Below are 20,874 nucleotides of genomic sequence, written 5' to 3' on the forward strand. Positions count from 1 at the left end.
AAACATATATACTAATAATGAGGTGCATTATGGGCTATCAAAAAGGGGCATTAGTTAGTTATAATAACGAGAACTGAGTTATACTAGATATTCAAAAAAAACAAATATCTAGTGGGACTCTGAGTTTTTTGCATATAAAAAACATATTAACTCAGGAAACTGCTATTGTCGATTCTAAAATGGTTTCTGAAATATCTGCAAAAAAACCTGCAGCTGTTCAAGAAAAAAGTATAGACGATACTGCATATATACAAGGCTTATTTAATGAAGTAGATATTAATACAGACGATTTTTTCTCATTAAATACAAACACTCTTTTTGACATAAATGATTTACAAGATGAAAGTGAAATGGATGAAAATGAAGATATTGATTTTGGGAAAATCAATATAAAACCAGAAGTTACAAAGTTAGTTGAAAACTTCCAAATTCCTGAAACTAAGGTTCATTTAACTTCAAGAAGACCATCTTATCAAAGTTCAATTGAAAACTCTCCTTATGTTGATGAAACTTTAAGTAACATGAGTCCAATTGCAGAATTACCAACTCAAGAAATTATTCCTAAAAGAGTTATCAGAGAAAGAGAATATGCAAAAGAAGCTAAAAATATTTTAGAAGAGATTCAACAACCAATTGCAAATGAAGCAAATAACTTTGATCCGTTTGCAGAGTTGAATAGATTAGCTCCAGCTAAGGAATTGAATGCTCAAAAACAAAACACAAATGCAATTAATAATGATAGAAAATATGAAGACAATTTCAATAAACCAACAGGTGTGTTTGGTCAAAATCCATTCTCTAGTGGACAAGATTTTAACAGAAACCAACATTTCCAAAGTAATCAAAACTTTAATAACCAAAATGTAACACCAGTACAAAATGTAACACCAGTACAAAATGCTGTAGTTGAAGAGAAAAAAATGGCAGATCCAAGAGTTTTTGATTATCAAAAATTTGAACAACAACCAGAACCTGTTTTTAAAGAAAATTTAGAAGATGATTTCTCAACAAGAACTGACAAAATGGTAATTGAAGGATTAACTAAAAAAGCGGATAAATTTAAAGAAAAACACTTTGACGCTTTAACAACTGGACCTATAAATACCAAAAAATTACTTGATAGTTTTAACAAGAATAGAAAAATTCAAGAGAATTTAGATGATAATTTTGGTGAAAAAGATAAAGAAACAAACACTTTATTTGGAGTTAGTGGGAACTTTGATAGAGATGCTCTAAGAAATTCTAAAATTTATAGACAATTTAAAGTAATGTCTGCATGATTAATTGCTTTTGCATTCATGTTAATATTGATACCTTTAACTGGAATTTTTATAAAAATTGCAAATAGTTGAGTAGCAAACGGTGGAGAAAAAGTTGTATTTAGTGAAGTGTTCAAATTTTACTTACTAGAACCACACTTAACAAACAGTGAAAACATTTACTTTGCAGCAGATGTTTTATTAGTGATTGTAACTCCGGTTTGATTTATGCTATTCCTAGTTTATGGTATTGTTTACTTGGTAAATGTAAATGATAGACAGTACAAAAAAATAGCATTTTATAACTTCCAACTTGAAAATAAAGTTGAAGTTATTGATTCTATTCAAGAATACAATAATGAATCAAGTGTATTTTTAATTAAGGTTCATAATGATATGAAAAAAATTAAAAAGGAACTTTCAGATATTAAACAAAAAACAAATATCAAACCAAAAGATGCAAAATCAGCAGAAAGACCAAACATCCCACATTAATGTGGGTTTTTTATTGATTTTATATTAAAATAATTAAAGTGAAAAAGGAGAGAATATGAATAATTGAGATCTAACAATATTAATGCCTATAATTTTAGTATTGGGTTTAGCAGTCTTTTGTTTCTTGATTTTTAATGAGAAATTAAAAAAAGATGTAATATTTTTTATATTAGAAGTGGCTATTTTTTGAATAGCTGCAGGATTTATAACATTTCAGTTTAGTTCTTCTAAATTGTTAGCTATTTCAAGTATTTCAAAAGCTGGTTATATCATTTTGTTATTATTTTCTTCTTCATTATTTACAATCTTTTTAAAACCAATAGCTACTTTCTTTACTGGTGTAATTAGAATGAGAAAGGTTTGACTTTGAATTTCATATGGTTGTTTAATTATAATATCTTTAATTCTATTTATTGTTCCCGCTATTAATGCAACAACATTTATAGTTGGTTCTATTTTCTTATCTGTATTGTTGGCAACATCAACAATACATTATCTATTTTTAAATGAACAATATTTTTACAGAATTAATACTTTACCAGTTACATGAATTTTATTTACTGTAATTGGATTTTCAACTTTACTTTCATTTTACTTTTCAAATTTACAAGAAGTTGTAATAAAATCTAACTTCAAATACATTGATTTAAGTTGCTTATTTATGGGAATCATAGTTTTGGCTATGAGTTTTATAAAAAAAGAAAACAAATCAACTGCGGGAGTATTTGACCCAACTGTAATAAGTCAATTACCTAAGAAAAACAATTATTATCTATTATTAATATACTGTTTAACATTTTTTATTGCTTTAACTTACTATTTGAGTAGTTCTCTTACAACTAAATACTTTATTCAAATACGATTAATTGAAAAACAATATGCTCAAGAAACTATAAGATTAATGTCAAGATTATTTGACCTATCATTTTTAGCGCCTTCAATTCTAGTTTCTTACTTTATTTTTAAATATTTATTAAAATATTTTGGTCAAAAATATTTCTTTGTTATAAATAATTTCCTATTATTTGGATGTTACACAGCTTTGGCTTTTATTACAAATCCATTTGCTTTCTTATGTGTAAATATCTTAATTGGAGTGTTTTATAACCAATTGATCTATACTTTATTTTCTGTATGTATGTTTTGAAACTATAGAGCTCCAAAGAACCCAGTTACTGGTTTCTTTGGGAGTGCATTATTTGGAGCAAAATATTTAGTTGAATCATTAGAAGGTATTATGCTAAAAAATAAAGTTGGTAGTTTTAAAGAAATTGAAGTGGTAGATAATTTAGTTTTACCAAATACAAATCTATCAACTATTTCATCTGATTTTGCAGACGTAATTACGATATTATTTTCAATTTGTGCTGTCATTTTACTGCTTTGTGCTTTAATATTTTATTATACAAGTAATAAAATATTTGTTGACTTTGTCAATTATAGATTGGCAACACAAAATCTAAAAAATATATTAAAAAGAAGAGTTATAGAAAAAACAAAAACTCAGATTGATGTTGAAAATCTAGAGTTAAGTGAATAGGTGATAAGAATGTACGAATTAAAAAATGATATTTTAGAGGCAAAATTTGAAATTGAAGAAAAAGGATTAGAAATTAGAAGTTTAAAACATAAAGGTAAAGAACTTCTTTATCAACAAGATGAAGATTGAGCTAAAAACTTTCCTGTTTTATTCCCAGTTTGTGGATATGTAAAAGGTAAATTTACATACAAAGGAAGTGAATATGAAGTTCCAAGACATGGTTTTTTTAAAGATATAAAAAACTGAAAAGTAAATAAAGTAAGTGATACTTTGTTTGAATTAACTTCAAAACCAGATGAAACTATTAAAAAAATGTATCCATTTGATTATGAATTAAAAGCAATTATAGAAATTGATGGAAACAGATTTAAATATAATTTTGAAATTAAAAATGATGGTGAAAATGAAATGTATTTTTCATTTGGACATCACCCAGCATTTTTAATGAGCAGTGACAGTGAACTTGTTTTTGATAAACCTCAAAAATACGTAACTGAAAATGGAGTTGAAAACTCTTATGTTCCAAATCAAGAAAACAAAATAGAGATAGCTAAATTTAGAATAAATGATTACGATTTTAGCGATTCTAAGTTCTTCTTGTTTGATGAATTTAATGGTGAAAAAGTTATTTATAACTTTGAAAACAAACAACTAGAATTTGATTTCAAAGGTTATCCATACTTAGTTTTATGAAAAATGAGTGAAAAAAGTAACTTCTTTTGTATAGAACCTTGATATGGAGTACCAGATAATTTTGAACTTGAAAGTAGAGAGTTCAAAGATAAAATTGGTATTCAAAAATTAGAAAAAGGTCAAAGTAAGTTAATTACATTTGAATTCAGTATTAACGATAAATAGATATATAAAAAATCAGCATTTATTCTGCTGATTTTTTATTTTTTCAGTTTTCATAATATTCCATAACTAGTTTTTTAAGTTCAGGAACCAATTCTTCTTGAGGTAAACTTTTGAAAATCTTACCTTTTTTAAATATAATTCCACCTTTATTTCCACCAGCAATACCAATATCTGCTTGAGCAGCTTCTCCAGGCCCGTTTACAACACAACCCAATACTGCAAGTTTTAGAGGAAAATGGAGATTTTCAACAAATTCTTCAATTTCAGTAACTACTTCTTTTAAAGAAAATTCTAATCTTCCACATGTAGGACAAGCTATAACTTCTACCATGTTTTCAAATAAACCCATAGAATTAAGCAATCTTTTTGCTACCTTTATTTCAACTACTGGATCTTCACTTAAACTAATTCTTATAGTACTTCCTATCCCTTGGTATAGTAAATAACCTATACCAAAACTAGACTTGATTGTACCATTTAACAAGCTTCCCGCCTCTGTAATTCCAATATGTGCAGGATAATCTCATATTTCACTTGCCATTGTATATGCCTCTATTGCCATAATAGGGTCTGTTGCTTTTAAAGAATAGATAATATCTTTAAAGTTGTATTTTTCAAGAATTTCAATATGTTCTCTTAAAGCTTCAACCATACATTTTGCAGTTCATCCATATTTTGCAACTAATTTTTTAGGTAAACTACCAGAATTAACCCCAATTCTAATAGGAATGTTTTTTTCTCTACATTTTTCAACAACAGCAATTGTGTTTTCTTCAATTCCAATATTACCCGGATTGATTCTTATTTTTGCACAACCTGCATCAGCTGCTTTTAGAGCAAATTTAAAGTTGTAATGTATATCTGCAATTACTGGAAGTGAACTTTTTGAAACAAGTTCACTTAAAGCATTAGCATCTTTTTCATCTAAAACAGCTACTCTTACCAATTGGCAACCTTCAGCTGCTAAATTATCTATTTGTTTTAAAGTTTCTTGTATATTATGAGTTTTGGAGTTAGTCATTGATTGAATAACAACTTGATTATTTCCACCAATTTGAATATTTCCAACCATTACTGGTCTTGTATCTTTTCTGTTTATCAAACAAAACATCTCCAATCTATTCTTTTAGTTTTGACTATAAAAATAATACAATAAAATAAGGACAATTGGGTAATAAAACAAAACATTGTTTTCCAAAAAAAATTGGAAAATTGGTATAATATCAAATGTAGGAGAAATGAATATGGCTGACAAAATTACGATAAGAGATATTATTGAAATAAATAAGATTTTATCTACAAAATCATACTCATCAATTAAGGAGCTTAATGCATATTTTGATGTAATTGGTGAATATATTGATGAAACGTTTTTTGATAACGATATTATTATTGAAAGATTATTGCACTATTGTGAAGTGAGTGAAAGAAGAATCAATATTAGTGTGAGAAGAGTACCAGATATTGATTTAAAAGTAAGTCATGTACACGATTACCTTTCAAACTGTAAAAGAGCTTTAGAAAAAGCACTTTACAGCGATCCTGAAATTTTTAATTTTTCTATTTTTGTAGAAATCAAAAGTATAGTAAGATATTACTTGGAAAAAACTTATGAATATCCAAGTTTAAAAGATTATGAAACACTTTACGGTGTAAACACAGTAGAATTTCATCAACAAAATGAAACATTTAAATATTTATATACTATTTTTGATAAATTTACATATATTGCACGTCATTTAAATGATAAATATTTAAAAAAGGAAACCAATGATTTATCAGAAGTTAGTTTGAAGTTTTTTGCAGATTTTGCAAAAGATATTTCATTTCTAACTAAAAATGCAAATGCTTTTCAAGAATTAAATGATACAATTGAGAGAATAACCTTCTCTAAAGCGTGACATTATATTAGAAAACTTAGAAATATACTAGAACATGATTTTGCAGACCCAGCTTGTAAATATAATATAACTTTTTCAATAGAGTTATTATTTATAATTGTTGGTAGAATTATGTTAGCTTTAAACAAGACTTTAAAAACAGAATTACAAATAAGAGAAACACTAGAAGAACTTAGAAATAAATAGAAAGTAGGTATAATATGGAGAGATGAAATCAAGTTGAATTGAGTAATTTTTCAGGACCAATGGATTTATTGCTCCATATGATTAAAGATAAAGAAATTAACATCATGGATGTTAATTTACTGGACTTATCAAACCAATACCTAGAATATATTAAAAAAGTTCTTGAATTAGATATTGAAATAGCAAGTGAATACTTGGTAATGGCAGCTTATTTAGTTGAAATCAAAACAAAATTACTTATTCCAAAAGAAGTTGTTGAAGTCGACTCAAATTATGAAGAAGAACAAAGAGAAGAGTTGTTAGCAAAACTTCTAGAATATCACAAAATTAAAGAAGTTACAGACTTCTTTAAAGATAAACAAACAGAAGGATTAAAAGCTTTTAGTAAACCAAAAACTTTAATCAAAATTACAAAAATCGATGATGACAAACTTCCTTTAGCTCCAAATAACGTGGATATGGATAAGTTCGCACAGATATTTTTAAGAGCAATTGAAAAAAGTAAGTCAAAAGTTATGGAAACAAATACTTTGACTACAACAGAGGTTTCACCAGAAGAAATTGCACAAGAAATTAAAGATTACTTGATTAAAAACAATATTTCTTCAATTAAGTTGGAAGACTTAATTGAAGAAAAAGAATTCTCACTAAGAATGTTGGTGGCAACATTCTTGGCGGTTTTAGATCTAGCGTCAAAAAATATAATTTCAATTTATCAAAACGCTGATGATGTTATTATTAATTTAATTAGAGAGGAAAAATAATATGGATTTTAATAAGAAAATGGCTATAGTTGAAGGACTTTTGTTTGTTAATGGTGATGAAGGTACTTCAATGGATGATTTAAAATTCATCTTAGAAACAGATGATGAAACTTTAATTGAGCAAATCATCAACTCTTTAATTGAAAAATTTCAAAATGATGAGCAATCAGGTTTGGATATTCAACGATTTGCAAAAACAAAGTTTAGAATGATAACAAAAGTTGAAAATGCTGAACATTATAAAAAACTTACAAATGTTAAAACTGAAGCAAAACTTTCAACAGCAAGTATTGAAACACTTTCAATTGTTGCTTATAGAGGACCTATAACAAGACAAGGTGTTGAGCAAATTAGAGGAGTAAACTGTGAATCTATTTTTTATAAATTAAAATTAAGAAATTTAATTACAGAAGCTGGTAAATCTGAAGAGTTGGGAAAACCAACATTATACAAGGTAACTGAAGACTTTTTAAAATACTTTAATTTAAATAGTTTAGATGATTTACCAAAATTAAAAGAAAGCATATCTGAAGAATCAGATATATTTAAAAGGGACTAAAAAATGGAACGTTTACAAAAAATTATTGCAAATAGAGGTTATTGTTCAAGAAGACAAGCAGAGGTTTTGATTGCAAAAGGTGTAGTTAAAGTTAATGGTCAAGTTGTAAGAGAATTAGGACAAAGTTTTGATAGTGATGTTGAAATCACAATTCATAATAAACCATTAAATAAAGTTAACGATAAAGTTTACTTTATTTTTAACAAACCAAGATTGGTTTTGACAACAATGTCAGATCCAAAAGATAGACCAACAGTTGCAGATTACTTTAAAGGCGAAAAGCAAAGAGTTTATCCTGTTGGAAGACTTGATTATGATGTAAGTGGAGCATTATTAATGACAAATGATGGTGACTTTGCAAACTTTATTATGCACCCAAGATATGAGTTTAGAAAAACATATCAAGCTTTGTGTAAAGGAAAAGTTACAAAACAACAAATTAAAAATTTAATGAGTGGTGTTGTAATTGATGACGATTACAAAACAAAAGCTATTTATGCAAATGCAATTAAATATGACCCAGTTTATGATGAGTCAATTATGGAACTTACAATTGCTGAAGGTAGAAAACATCACGTTAAAAAAATGTTAATTGCAGCAGATATTTATTTAAAAAAATTAAAAAGAACTCAAATTGAGTTCTTAGAAATTAAAGACTTAGAGGTTGGAAAATACAGAGAATTAAAACCTCATGAAGTTAAACAATTCTATGGAATTTACAATTCTATAAAAAAATAAAAGGAAAGGGAAAGATATTATGAGAATTGCTTTATTTGGGACAGTGGGAGCAGGAAAATCAACAGTATCAAACGAGATTTCAAAAAGATTGGGACATGAAATATTCCCAGAACCAATTGATAATAATCCTTATTTTGATGATTATTATAAAGATATGAAAGCAAATGTTTTCAAAATGCAAATTTATATGCTTACAGCTAGAAGTCAACAGTTAATTGAAGCTAAAAAATTAGATGACGTAATTTTTGACAGAACTATTTTAGAAGATCCAATTTTTGTTCAAGTAAACCACGATCTTGGTACTATGAATGATGTTGACTTTAAAACTTACAACGATTTCTATGAAAGTGTAATTATACACAACCTTGGAAATAGAGCTGAATTTGACTTAGTAATTTACTTAAAAGTTTCAACAGATAAAGCCATTGAAAGAATTAAAGATAGAGGAAGAAGTCAAGAATTAGATACTCCAAGAGAGTATTGAGAAATATTAAACAAAAGATATGATGATTTCTTCGAAAAAAGAAAATCTATGTTTAATTTTTTAGTTGTAGATGCAGAAACAGATAACTTAGAAGAAAAAATGGATTTAATCATGAATAAACTTTATGAAATGGATCCAAGCTTGAAAAAATAAATAACAAACAGCAATATTTTGCTAGTTGTTATTTTTTTTATTTTTAAGCAAATATAAATAATATATAATTAATCAAGATACAAACTTGCCTAAAAGGTTTGTTATAAAAAGAGGCGATACTAATTGTGACTTTATGAGTGAAATGAACAGCATTTGAATAGAAAAATACTATTAGGGTGTAATTATACAAGATTTTTATTTAAAGGCAGTGGCTTTTATTTGTTTATTTTTTCAATAGTTTTTGGTATTTTTTTAATGCTTATAATTTCAGGTGGATATGATTTAGCTATTTTAATAAGTGCTATAGGAACAAGTTTAGTAATTTATATTATTTACGTAATGAATGGTTATATATTTGTTAAAAGTTTAGTTAATTTAATGGGTGAACTTAGCAATAAAGATTATTGAGAAAAGAGAAGAAAGAGTCTATTATGAACTACTTATATCCCATACATTGGTTTGTTTAGAATAATTAGATTTTATAGAGCAATGAAAAAACAATTTGGAAATGAAGGTTTTGAATTTAAAGGGGATGGTTTTGTGCAACAAAATGGATTTGTTGATCCAGAAACAGGAGAGTTCTTCTTTTAAAAAATAACAAACAGCAATATTTTGCTAGTTGTTATTTTTTTTATTAAATATAAAATTAGGATAATTTAAAAAGTACTAATTAACACTTATTATTAAATCTTTCAATAATAAGGGGGATTAAGATTGAAACTTTTCACAAAAAAAATATGAATACAATATATTCTATATACCTTTTTAACTTTAATTGGAAACATAAGTTTTCTGGCTATGTCTTATTCGTTTGCCTACATAATTGATAAGGCTATAGTGGGTGATATAATTTCATTTATGTATTGATCAATAGCTTCATGCCTTTTTATAACCCTGCATTTATTTTTGGACTATGTTTCAGAAATTATTTTAAATTCTGCCATCAGAAAAATTAATGTTAATTTAAGAAAATTAACGTCAAATAATACATTTGGAGACATTTATAAACTAACATTAGATTCGGGAGAGTTTCTTAATTTAAATTCTAATAAAATAACTCAGTTTGAAACTCTTTATTTTACAAATGTCTTTTATTTCACTAAAAACTTTTTTGCTCTTATATTAGCTTTTTCTTTGCTTGCCTATATTAATTGGATGGCAATGTTGGTTATTTTGTTATTATCAATTTTTGTTGTATTATCACCATTTTTAATGTCAAAAAAAACACAAAATATAATAGAAAAAGCCAATAAAAAAAATGACACATTTCTACAAACTGTTAAAGATTCTTTTAATTCCTATTGAACTTATTGGTGTTTGGATATTGTTGAAAAATTAGGTAATAATATTAATAAAGATTCAGAAGAACTAGAAAAAGAAAATCAAAGGATGAGAAATATTATTACTACAAATTCCTTTATAAATGAATTTATCCTATTTTTAGGGCAAGTACTTTTAATTATTTTATTTAGTTTATTTTATTTAAAAGGAATAATTACTAGTATTGGTTTGATTACAACTTTATATACAATCGGGAGTACATATGTTTTCTTTGGAAATAATAGTTTGAAGTCTCTTTTAAAAGTTGTCTCTTTTACAAAAATCTTTAAAAAAGAATTCATTGTAAAAGACAGTGATTTAAATAATAAAAAAATCAATAAAGTAGTGGAATTTGAAACTATTTGCTATGAAGATCTAACTTTTAATCACCCAAATAATAGTGAAAAAGTAATTGAAAATTTTAGTTTGAAAATAAATAAAGGTGAAAAAATTTTAATATCAGGTAAATCAGGAGTAGGAAAAACAACATTACTAAAACTACTTTTTAATCCATATTCAAGGAAAAGTGGAAAGTTAAAAGTGAATGAAACTTATGTTGAAGATTTTGATTTAAGAAGTGTTGCAACCTATGTTGACCAACAGATTGTTTTAAACAAAACTTCTATAATGGAAAATATAAATGTAAATAAAAAAAGAGTTGATTTAGATAAAATTAATTATTATTTAGAAGCTTTAGATTTAAAAAAGAAAGTTGATTCTTTACCTAATGGTTTAGATTCTTTATTAGAAGATAATATATCAAACATTTCTGGGGGTGAAAAACAAAGATTATCAATTGCCAGAGCTTTACTTTCTGAAAAAACTTTCTTTTTTTTAGATGAAATTACTTCTGCATTAGATAAAAAAACAGCGAAAAAGTGTTTAGATCTCTTTCTAAAGGATAAAAATAAAACTGTTTTGATGATAGTTCATGACTTAGATGACAGTTATATAAGAATGTTTGATAAAGTTATAAATTTATAATCCTATTAAGTAATGTGTTAATTTAATAAATTCCTTTATTAAAACTTGTTTGCTATTTTTACTTGGTATTTTAGGTAATATTGTGTAAAATCTTATAGTAAAAATAGTAAAGAGGAATTTTATATGGGAAGAGCACACGAAGTTAGAAAACAAAGTATGGAAAAAACTGCTGCTGCAAAGTCTGCACTTTATGGAAGAGCTGCTAAAGAAATTTATATGGCTGCTAAAAATGGAAGTACAGACCCAGAAGCAAACCTAGCATTAAGAAGTGCTATGGATAAAGCAAAATCTAAACAAGTTCCAGCAGATGTTATTCAAAGAGCTATTAAAAGAGCTGAAGGTGGAGATGCTGAAAGTTATACATCAAACAGATACGAAGGTTATGGACCTGGAAATTCTATGATTATTGTAGATTCTCTTACAACAAATGTTAATAGAGCAATAGCTGAAATAAGAGATGCATTTAACAAGAATGGTGGGAAACTTGCAAACGCAGGAGCAGTTTCACACTCATTCCAATCAACAAGTGTATTTGCATTTGAAAATTTAGGTGTTGAAGAGGTTCTAGAATTATTAATGGAAACAGATGCAGACGTTCAAGATGTAGTTGAAGAAGATGGATTAACTGTAGTTTATGCAGCATTCCAATCATTTAACTCAGTAAAAACAGCTTTAGATAAAGCTGGTGTTACTGATTACAAAATGGCAGAAACAACAATGTTGGCAGATGAAAACATGAAAATTGATGATGAAGAAACTAAACAAAAATTTGAAAAACTAATTGACAGATTAAATGAACTTGAAGATGTTCAAGATGTTTATCATAACGTTGAAGATTAATTTAACACAACACTTTATAGGTGTTGTGTTTTTTATTGCTGGGTCATTATAAAACACAGTAAAAAATGTTATAATCATATTAATTTAGGGGTAAATTTATATGAAAAAATTATTAACTTTATTAGCAGTGTCTATTCCAGTTTCAAGTGTAACCACTATTGTGGCGTGTGATCCAATACCATTTGAAATAAAAATTAATTTAGAAACTGATGTTAAAAACACTGAACTAGGAGATATTACATTAACAAATGAAACTACAACTCAACAAAAAGGTGAAAAAGTACTTAGTGTAGCTATTTCAAAAAACTCAAAGTTAAAAAATAAAAACGATTGATTTATCATGACTTTAAGAAATGATGAGAAAAGTGCAGAACTTGTATGTAAACCTGAAAGAGAAGAAAAAGGAAGCTGTAGTGGCTCTGTAGAATTTACATTTGCATTTAAAACAACCCCAGTCATAAGTAAAATTTCAGATATAACAGTAGATTATGGAACGCCTTCAACATCAGTTGATATTGAAATTGCAAACCCTTCAAGTGATGGAAAATTAACTGTATCTTCATCTAATGCAAATGTTGAAGCAACAGTAAGTGATCTAAAATTACAATTAAAACTTAAAGATGGTGTTACAGCTACAACAGAATCTTCAATTACATTGAAATATCCTGATGCAGCAGATGTTACTTTCAAAGTTAAATTTATTGGAAAACCAGTTATTAGTGCTGTTTCTGATAAAAAATTAGAAGAAGGAAAAGAAACTAGCTTTACTGTTGGAATTGAAAACCAACTTGAGGGTTCAACATTATCAGCAACTTCTAAAGATGATAAAGTAGCTGAAGTAAGTGTAAAAGGACTTGATGTAACAATTAAAGCAATAGCTAAAGGAACAACTGAAATTACTTTAAGTTACAAAGAAGCAATTGACGTTAAATTTAGTGTGGAAGTAGTTGAAGAAGGTACAGGACCAATTCAATTAAAACTTGAAGATGTTCAAAATAATGCAACAATCAAAGGTATTAAAGACCTTGCTGATTTAGATGCAGTTAATGCTGAACTTGCAAAAGCTGAAATTGAAGGAATCAAATCACTTGATGCTACATTAAAAACAGATTCTAAAACTGATGTAACAGTAAAAATTACAACTGAAGAAGGTTATACAATTGATAAAGATACATTTGATATTACTGGAGCCATTAAAGCAACTGAACCTGAAGAACCAGAAGAACCTGGAGATGTTGAATTAAAACTTGAAGATGTTCAAAATAACGCAACAATCAAAGGTATTAAAGATCTTGCTGATTTAGATGCAGTTAATGCTGAACTTGCAAAAGCTAAAATTGTGGGAATCAAATCACTTGATGCTACATTAAAAACAGATTCTAAAACTGATGTAACAGTAAAAATTACAACTGAAGAAGGTTATACAATTGATAAAGATACATTTGATATTACTGGAGCTATTAAAGCAACTGAACCTGAAGAACCAGAAGAACCTGGAGATGTTGAATTAAAACTTGAAGATGTTCAAAATAATGCAACAATCAAAGGTATTAAAGATCTTGCTGATTTAGATGCGGTTAATGCTGAACTTGCAAAAGCTGAAATTGAGGGAATCAAATCACTTGATGCTACGTTAAAAACAGATTCTGAAACTGATGTAACAGTAAAAATCACAACTGAAGAAGGTTATACAATTGATAAAGATACATTTGATATTACTGGAGCTATTAAAGCAACTGAACCTGAAGAACCAGAAGAACCTGGAGATATTCAATTAAAACTTGAAGATGTACAAAATAATGCAACAATCAAAGGTATTAAAGACCTTGCTGATTTAGATGCAGTTAATGCTGAACTTGCAAAAGCTGAAATTGAAGGAATCAAATCACTTGATGCTACATTAAAAACAGATTCTAAAACTGATGTAACAGTAAAAATTACAACTGAAGAAGGTTATACAATTGATAAAGATACATTTGATATTACTGGAGCCATTAAAGCAACTGAACCTGAAGAACCAGAAGAACCTGGAGATGTTGAATTAAAACTTGAAGATGTTCAAAATAATGCAACAATCAAAGGTATTAAAGATCTTGCTGATTTAGATGCAGTTAATGCTGAACTTGCAAAAGTTGAAATCAAAGGAATTGAATCACTTGATGCTGAGATGTCAGGAGATTCAACAACTGATGTTGTTGTAACAATAAAAACCTCACAAGGTTATACAATTGACACTGATACTTTTATAATTGAAGGTGCAATTGCAGTTGAATAAATCATAATAAATAAAAAAATCCTTTAATGGATTTTTTTACATATAATTAATAGTAGGTGAGAACATGGACAATATGTCAAGAATTGTATATTTAGCAACTATTTTGACCTTTATTACTTTGTTGACTTTAAAGGTCTACAACACTATTGCTTATTCAAAAATAAAAGTTATAAATATTAATTCTGCAGATATTAATATTTCAACTTCAAAGATCAATGAATTAATTGAGAAATTTTTAATATACTTAAATGCGACAGAATTGTCTGTTGTTTATGGAGAAAGTGATACTTATAGTAGGATTTCAAATATGTTAAACAAAAATAAGAAGGTAATTGAAATTCCTAAATGATTTATGCCAAGTGTTGGTTATGAATTAGACTATATTATCGCAAGTATTTGATACAATGTAACAATATATAAAAAAGATAAAGATTTAAAAAAATTTAATTTAATTTCAAACATATTACCTAAGGTGTTTTTGTTTATATATTCTATTGCAATATTCTTTGTTTTCTTGTTATTTATTTTAAATAATGTAATTATTTCAAAAATTGATAACTTTCATTCATTTCTTTGATATATAGAAAGATATCATGTATTGGATGCTATTGCTATAACAAGTTTTTTAGGGTATATAATAACAATTTATAATTCTACTAAATTAAAATACTTTTTAGAAGCTAAATATGAAAGAGATATAGTTAAATTTGTTGATAAAGAGTGTTCAGGTTATAAATCAGACATTTCAGCTGCAAGAGTGTATGCTCTTGATATTGAAAAACTACATTATAATATATTTAGATTTAATTCTAAAACTTCACATTTGAAGTTTTTAGGACCATTTACAAATTTATAATTAAAAAAACTCTCTTAATTGAGAGTTTTTGCTTTATTAAATTAAGCTTGACCTAAACCTTTTTCTTTTCATTCAGCAAGAATTTCTTCTTTACCTCCTGGAGTTAAGTATCTGTCTTTGTATTCTTCAAATCTTTCTTTACATTCTTGAATTTCGTGAATTGCTTCGTCTAAGTTACCTCAACCATCAATTCTAACTTCTTTTTTTTGTAAAGCTTTGTATTGTAAGAAGAAATTTTCAATTTCATCTTTTAAATGTTGAGGAACATCTTCTAAAGTTTGGTAAGTATTGAATCTTGGATCATCGTTAAATACACCAAATAGTTTAGTATCTATTTCTCCAGCATCAATCATTCTAATAGTTCCTAAAATTCTAATGTTTACTCTTACTCCAGGCATTGTTGGATAAGTTACTAAACTTATAACATCTAGTGGATCTCCATCTCAATCTAAAGTATTATCAATAAATCCATATTCTCCAGGATAAAAGTTTGCTCCATATAACACTCTATCTAAGCTAATGTTTTTTGTAATAGCGTCATATTCATATTTATTTGAACTTCCTTTTGGAATTTCAACTATCATTTCTATGATATTTTTTTTCATATTTATTTATCTCCTTATACAAATTTATTTTATAGTAAAATAACAATGTATAAACAATAGAAAGGAAAAAAATATGAAAACATTAGATAATGACCTAGTTGAAGGAAAAGAGGTTCTTGTTAATAGTGACTTTGCATTAACTGAAAATGCAAAAATATTAAGAAACGAAGCTCTGAAACAATATTTTTCTTTTTCAACAAAAAGAATAACAATGATGGCCATGATTTTGGTTTTAAATATTTTTCTATCCTGAATAAGTGTACTTATATTTCAACCATTCTTGATTGGTGGTTTTTTAAGATTAGAGATTAGCTTTTTAAGTTATTTGATATGTTGAAGAATGATTAATGGATTTTACGCAATTATTTTAGTATTTCCAGCAACTTGAATGAGATTTATAGGTATTGACCCAACAGCTGAACCTATTGGGATAATGGCTATGAATCTAAGTGATTTATTTTGTATGTCAATTACTGTTTTATTTGGATGAATATTTAGAACAAAAGTTAATATGGAATTTAAAGGTTCTATGTATATTAAAATGATCATAGTAGCTTTAATAGCAATTTTCTTAACTTCTTGTTGAAATACTTTGTTAAATTATGTATTTATATTAGAATTATATGGGGCAGGTGCTTTGAAAAACACCTGATTCATGGCAACTTTATTTGGATTTAATGTACTTAAGTTCACAATGAACTTTGGATTCTATTTAATAATCCATAATACTATAGAGTTAATAGCCAAACATCATCGTTAGGAGTTAAAAAATGGCAACTCAAGTAATTAGTTGATTTGCTTCGATTGCTCTAGCATTAACTTTAGTACCACAAGTTATAAGAATTATTAAAAGAAGAAGTTCAAAAGATGTAAGTTTATTTACTATTTTGTGTTTTGTTGTAGGAAATGGAATTTGAGTTATCTATGCAGCTTTAAAAATTGCTAGTGGAAATAATAATTTTATTCAATTGCTATCAACAAATGTTGTATTAAGTTCATTTGGTTGAATAATGTTAGTTTTCAAAATCAGAGGAATGATTGTTTACAAAAACTATTTAAATTATGTAGAACAAAATCCTGAAGTTATGAATCTAACAAATGAACAATTAAGAGAGTTGGTTGAAACTAAATGCAAGTAACACCAATTGAAATTGTAGGATACATTGCAACTGCATTTAGTTGTATAAGATTAATTCCTCAATGTATAAAAATCATTAAAACCAGATCAGTTAATGATATTTCTCTAATAATGTATATTCTTTGAGTGATATCTGCAATTTTATGAATTGTGGCTTCATCAAAACCATTTAATTACAATATACAACTTTTAATAACAAATTGTGTCGCTGGTACAACAGCACTTGTGATACTTATATTTAAAATAATAGCAATAGTAAGAAGTAAAAAAGACAAAAATATTAAGATTTTTGATGATACAGAGCTTTTAAGAAGAAGATATGTACGTCAATTGCAAAAAAATAAGTAAAAAACTTATTTTTTTATTTATAATTTTTATAAATTAGGCTATAATTAAATTATAAAAATTATAAATAAGAAAAAGGAGAAAATATGGAAAATAAACATAATGTACCAGAACATAATGACGAATCAAATAAAGACCATTATCATGATGAGCATCACTTTGATGCTTCAGGACAACATGATGATGTAAAAGAAAACGATTTTGATTTCAAAAATATGGTCTATTTAAGTAAAAGAAACTTAATTTATAGAATATCTGCTTCGGGAATGTTTTTAGCTTTAGCGTGTCTTGGTAGTCTTTTTGATTGATTACTTGAAAGAGTATTTACATTACCGATTGATGACTTAATTCTTTCAATAAGATACTTTGATATTTTAGTAGTTTCACTATCAATTTCAGTGATAGGACCTATCTTTGCAAGTGTGATTGCTTTTACAGTACCTTGAATACATTTATTGTATGATGCAGAACATGGACTTTGAGGAACTTTAATAGACTCATTTGGTTATGTAGCTGTAGTTTGAGTTTTAACAATAGTTTACTATATGATTTTTAAGAATTCATACATTCATAAAGATCCAAATAGAAAAAAAGACTTAATTAAAAGATGAGTTCCAATGCCTATATTTGTAATAGTTGTAGTTGCGTTTTATGTACCTTTAACACTATGAATAATATATGTTAGTGGGGGTCATGATCATGACCACGATCATGCAGAAATTAAATTGTTAAATAACATAATTAGTTATCACGAAGGTCACGAAGAAACAAATTGAGAAGCTTTTAAAGAGAAATATTTAGTATATACTTTTATAATAATTGGGTTTGAAACCTTAAGATTTAGTGTTTGTTACTCATTATTTGCGGTATTTGAACCACAAATGAAAAAAATAAACCATAGATATCGTTAAAAGGGGTAATACCTCTTTTTTTTTAAACACAATATAGGCAACTTTCAAATTTCAAATTCACTATGTTTTGAACTCATTTTTTGTTAAAATCTTATTGTAGTTAAATGTTTTATTAATTACGTTGAAATGGAGGAATACATATGGCAAAAAAACCAGTATTTGTTTCAATGGATTTAGGAACTGCGTATACATTAGTTTATGTTTCAGGACAAGGTATTGTGTATAATGAACCTTCAATCGTTGCTTACAAAGTTAAGGAAAACAGAATTATAGCTGTTGGAGAAGAAGCATATAAAATGATTGGAAAAGGTAACAAAACTTTAAGAATTGTTAGACCTATGGTTGATGGTGTTATTACTGACATTAAAGCAACTCAAGCCCAATTAAATTACATCTTTGCAAGACTAAGACTTGACAAAACTTTAAAGGGTAGTGTTATGTTACTTGCATGTCCATCAGTTATTACTGAACTAGAAAAAACTGCGCTTAAAAAAATCGCATTAAACCTAGGAGCAGCACATGTATTTGTTGAAGAAGAAGTAAAAATGGCAGCGCTTGGTGGAGGAGTAAATATTCAAGCTCCAACAGGTCAATTAGTCGTTGATATGGGTGGGGGAACAACTGACGTTGCAGTTATTGCATCAGGTGATATTGTTCACTCAAAATCAATTAAAATTGCCGGAAACACTTTAAATGAAGAAATCTTAAAATTTGTTAGAGCTCAATACGGAATGGAAATTGGGATTAAAACAGCTGAAATGATTAAAATGCAAATGGGTTCATTAGCTAAATTTGCAGATGAAAAATCAATGAAAGTTTACGGACGTGACGTAGTTTCAGGATTACCAAGAGAGATCGAAGTAACTCCAGTTGAAATTAGAGAAGTTCTAAAAATTCCATTGTCAAAAATTATTGACTTAACAGTTAGAGTTCTTGAAGAAACACCACCAGAATTGGCTGGAGACATCTTTAGAAATGGTATCACTTTATGTGGTGGTACAGCATTAATTAAGGGTATTGATAAATACTTTGGTGATACATTACAATTACCAACAAAAGTAGGTCAACAACCACTATTGGCAGTAATTAATGGTACTAAAAAATATGAAGATGCAATCTTTGATGAATTAAGATCAATGATGGAAAAAAAAGAAATTAATTTATAATTTTTAAGAACCTTTCGAGGTTCTTTTTTTATTTTTTTAGTCATTCTTATTGCAATTTATCAAAACATTGTTTCCAATTTCTATATAAATAATTTATAATATATGAGTTGATTAGAGGTGGAAAAATGTCACAATTATCTAGAATGGAAAGAAATAAAGCTTTACATAACAGAGTACAAAAAGAAATTGCATATAAAAAACAAAACCAAGATGAAAAATCAATAATTAACGCAACTTTTGAAAGACTTAAAAAAATAGATAGAGCATTTTTTCAACAAAAACTTGAAATATTTGATAAAAAACATGAAATAGAAAAACCTTATTTAGATAAGGATAGATCAAATTTGTTAATTTCTGAAGAAATAAAATATGATCTTAGAAGAGAAATTGAAGAATTAAAAAAAATAAAATCTAAATCAGTTATCCTTGATAAGGAAAAAACTGACGAGGATAAAGAAGAAAAAGTATTAATTAGAGACCAAAAATATATTGATTATATGAATTCTGTAGATAAAAACGAAGGAATATTTTTAAATAACTTGAATAAAGTTAGATCAAAACAAACAAGAAAAGGCTATATAACAGTTGAAGATATTTCAATGACTTCAGTTCAAAAAAAGAGAAGCGAAGATAATAGAAGTATAATTGTTATGCTTGATGAAGTTTCTAGAAAAACTGATGCTGGTAGAAATACTATGGGTAAAGCTTGAAGTGATTACTCAAAAAAACAAAAATTTAAATGAACAATTTGATTTTTAACTGTTCTTTTATTAATAATGACTATGTGTATAGTTATTCCATTTTTCTTTTAAAGGAGATTAGCATTTATGGATATTAAGAAAATAAATATTGCAGTTGATGGAACTGCAAGTAGTGGAAAGAGTTCTGTAATGGAGGTTGTTGCAAAGAAACTTGATCTTCACATGATAGATACAGGTCTTATGTACAGAGCTTACACTAAACTTTGTTTAGATAATAATGTTAATTTTTTAAATGAAAATGAAATTATTGAACAGCTAAAAAACTTTAAATGTCATTATGGAGAAAACAATTCAATTTTTGTAAATGATAAAGACTTTACAAGTTATGTAGCTCAATATGATGTTGCTGAAAATATCAAATATGTAGCTTCTGTTTCAAAAGTAAGAGAAAAAATGGTAGAATTGCAAAGAGAGATGGCAAGTGATGGTGGTAAAATTATGGTCGGTAGAGATATTACAACCGTAGTTTTACCTGATGCTGATTTAAAAATCTACTTTGATTGCTCTGCACAAGCGAGAGCAAAGAGAAGGTTTTTACAAAATGAAAAAAATAATATATTACCAAATGATTATGAAGACATCTTGCGTCAAATAGTACAAAGAGATGAATGGGATAAAAAAAGAGAAGTTGGAGCATTAAAGATAGCAAAAGATGCTTGATTTTTTGATACAAGTGATTTAAATTTCGAACAAGCAGTTGATGCTGTTGTAAATAAAATAGAAAATCTATAAAAGA

At 27.1% G+C, this 20,874-nt stretch carries 22 protein-coding genes and 1 pseudogene; 21 read left to right on the plus strand and 2 right to left on the minus strand.

What is annotated here, in order from left to right:
* The first annotated feature begins 29 nt into the window (after positions 1-29).
* Genes SCHIN_RS02090 through SCHIN_RS02100 form a run of 3 tightly spaced genes read left to right on the plus strand, consistent with a single transcriptional unit; the run spans position 30 to position 4,152 of the window.
* A complete protein-coding gene (locus SCHIN_RS02090; protein WP_166507986.1) occupies positions 30-1,754 on the plus strand; it encodes a hypothetical protein in 1,725 nt (574 codons plus the stop codon).
* A gap of 55 nt (positions 1,755-1,809) precedes the next feature.
* Positions 1,810-3,294 (plus strand): MFS cation transporter, encoded by a 1,485-nt coding sequence (locus tag SCHIN_RS02095; RefSeq protein ID WP_166507987.1) that lies wholly within the window; start codon positions 1,810-1,812, stop codon positions 3,292-3,294.
* A 9-nt stretch (positions 3,295-3,303) separates the two neighbouring features.
* On the plus strand, positions 3,304-4,152 hold the full coding sequence (locus SCHIN_RS02100; RefSeq protein ID WP_166507988.1) for an aldose epimerase family protein: 849 nt from the start codon (positions 3,304-3,306) through the stop codon (positions 4,150-4,152).
* 19 nt (positions 4,153-4,171) lie between these two features.
* Here the strand turns inward: SCHIN_RS02100 and ispG are convergent, their stop codons facing one another.
* Positions 4,172-5,254 (minus strand): flavodoxin-dependent (E)-4-hydroxy-3-methylbut-2-enyl-diphosphate synthase, encoded by a 1,083-nt coding sequence (gene ispG, locus SCHIN_RS02105; protein WP_208057193.1) that lies wholly within the window; start codon positions 5,252-5,254, stop codon positions 4,172-4,174.
* 142 nt (positions 5,255-5,396) lie between these two features.
* Between ispG and SCHIN_RS02110 the strand changes: the two genes are divergently transcribed.
* The 11 genes and pseudogenes from SCHIN_RS02110 to SCHIN_RS02155 all read left to right on the plus strand — a co-directional run bounded on the left by SCHIN_RS02110 (position 5,397) and on the right by SCHIN_RS02155 (position 15,212).
* Entirely contained in the window at positions 5,397-6,239 is an 843-nt protein-coding gene (locus SCHIN_RS02110) for a hypothetical protein (protein ID WP_166507990.1), read from the plus strand.
* Positions 6,240-6,253: 14 nt separating this feature from the next.
* Positions 6,254-7,003 (plus strand): segregation and condensation protein A, encoded by a 750-nt coding sequence (locus SCHIN_RS02115; protein WP_166507991.1) that lies wholly within the window; start codon positions 6,254-6,256, stop codon positions 7,001-7,003.
* Between the two features lies 1 nt (position 7,004).
* Positions 7,005-7,562, plus strand: a complete 558-nt coding sequence (scpB, locus tag SCHIN_RS02120; RefSeq protein WP_166507992.1) for an SMC-Scp complex subunit ScpB — start codon at positions 7,005-7,007, stop codon at positions 7,560-7,562.
* A gap of 3 nt (positions 7,563-7,565) precedes the next feature.
* On the plus strand, positions 7,566-8,300 hold the full coding sequence (locus tag SCHIN_RS02125; RefSeq protein ID WP_166507993.1) for a pseudouridine synthase: 735 nt from the start codon (positions 7,566-7,568) through the stop codon (positions 8,298-8,300).
* Between the two features lie 19 nt (positions 8,301-8,319).
* Complete coding sequence (locus tag SCHIN_RS02130; protein ID WP_166507994.1) at positions 8,320-8,937, plus strand: deoxynucleoside kinase; 618 nt, start codon at positions 8,320-8,322, stop codon at positions 8,935-8,937.
* A gap of 255 nt (positions 8,938-9,192) precedes the next feature.
* A complete protein-coding gene (locus SCHIN_RS02135; protein ID WP_166507995.1) occupies positions 9,193-9,528 on the plus strand; it encodes a hypothetical protein in 336 nt (111 codons plus the stop codon).
* A gap of 123 nt (positions 9,529-9,651) precedes the next feature.
* Positions 9,652-10,221 (plus strand): annotated as a pseudogene (locus tag SCHIN_RS06420) (ABC transporter transmembrane domain-containing protein); the annotation flags it as partial.
* 33 nt (positions 10,222-10,254) lie between these two features.
* Positions 10,255-11,241 (plus strand): ATP-binding cassette domain-containing protein, encoded by a 987-nt coding sequence (locus SCHIN_RS06310; protein WP_208057194.1) that lies wholly within the window; start codon positions 10,255-10,257, stop codon positions 11,239-11,241.
* 123 nt (positions 11,242-11,364) lie between these two features.
* Complete coding sequence (locus tag SCHIN_RS02145; protein ID WP_166507997.1) at positions 11,365-12,081, plus strand: YebC/PmpR family DNA-binding transcriptional regulator; 717 nt, start codon at positions 11,365-11,367, stop codon at positions 12,079-12,081.
* 100 nt (positions 12,082-12,181) lie between these two features.
* Positions 12,182-14,356 (plus strand): hypothetical protein, encoded by a 2,175-nt coding sequence (locus tag SCHIN_RS02150; RefSeq protein ID WP_166507998.1) that lies wholly within the window; start codon positions 12,182-12,184, stop codon positions 14,354-14,356.
* A 64-nt stretch (positions 14,357-14,420) separates the two neighbouring features.
* Positions 14,421-15,212 (plus strand): hypothetical protein, encoded by a 792-nt coding sequence (locus SCHIN_RS02155; protein ID WP_166507999.1) that lies wholly within the window; start codon positions 14,421-14,423, stop codon positions 15,210-15,212.
* A gap of 41 nt (positions 15,213-15,253) precedes the next feature.
* On the opposite strand, the gene SCHIN_RS02160 is transcribed toward SCHIN_RS02155, so the two are convergent.
* Complete coding sequence (locus tag SCHIN_RS02160; protein WP_166508000.1) at positions 15,254-15,817, minus strand: inorganic diphosphatase; 564 nt, start codon at positions 15,815-15,817, stop codon at positions 15,254-15,256.
* 73 nt (positions 15,818-15,890) lie between these two features.
* Here SCHIN_RS02160 and SCHIN_RS02165 point away from each other — a divergent pair, with 73 nt between their 5' ends.
* The 7 genes from SCHIN_RS02165 (at position 15,891) to cmk (ending at position 20,870) form a co-directional block, all read left to right on the plus strand.
* Entirely contained in the window at positions 15,891-16,577 is a 687-nt protein-coding gene (locus SCHIN_RS02165; RefSeq protein WP_166508001.1) for a hypothetical protein, read from the plus strand.
* 10 nt (positions 16,578-16,587) lie between these two features.
* The gene (locus SCHIN_RS02170; RefSeq protein ID WP_166508002.1) at positions 16,588-16,956 is read left to right on the plus strand and encodes a SemiSWEET family sugar transporter; all 369 of its coding nucleotides are present in this window, start codon (positions 16,588-16,590) and stop codon (positions 16,954-16,956) included.
* The gene (locus SCHIN_RS02175; RefSeq protein WP_166508003.1) at positions 16,947-17,303 is read left to right on the plus strand and encodes a SemiSWEET family sugar transporter; all 357 of its coding nucleotides are present in this window, start codon (positions 16,947-16,949) and stop codon (positions 17,301-17,303) included. Before SCHIN_RS02170 ends, SCHIN_RS02175 begins: the two co-directional genes overlap by 10 nt.
* An 83-nt stretch (positions 17,304-17,386) precedes the next feature.
* Positions 17,387-18,211: a hypothetical protein gene (locus SCHIN_RS02180; RefSeq protein WP_166508004.1), complete on the plus strand. Its 825-nt coding sequence runs from the start codon at positions 17,387-17,389 to the stop codon at positions 18,209-18,211.
* A gap of 140 nt (positions 18,212-18,351) precedes the next feature.
* Positions 18,352-19,377 carry a rod shape-determining protein gene (mreB, locus tag SCHIN_RS02185; protein ID WP_166508005.1) on the plus strand — a complete coding sequence of 342 codons (1,026 nt, stop codon included), beginning with the start codon at positions 18,352-18,354 and terminating at the stop codon, positions 19,375-19,377.
* Positions 19,378-19,502: 125 nt separating this feature from the next.
* The gene (locus SCHIN_RS02190) at positions 19,503-20,189 is read left to right on the plus strand and encodes a BamA/TamA family outer membrane protein (RefSeq protein ID WP_166508006.1); all 687 of its coding nucleotides are present in this window, start codon (positions 19,503-19,505) and stop codon (positions 20,187-20,189) included.
* 15 nt (positions 20,190-20,204) lie between these two features.
* Complete coding sequence (cmk, locus tag SCHIN_RS02195) at positions 20,205-20,870, plus strand: (d)CMP kinase (protein WP_166508007.1); 666 nt, start codon at positions 20,205-20,207, stop codon at positions 20,868-20,870.
* Positions 20,871-20,874: the final 4 nt, after the last annotated feature.

This window comes from Spiroplasma chinense (assembly GCF_008086545.1).
In the GTDB taxonomy this organism is placed as follows: domain Bacteria; phylum Bacillota_I; class Bacilli_A; order Mycoplasmatales; family Mycoplasmataceae; genus Spiroplasma_A; species Spiroplasma_A chinense.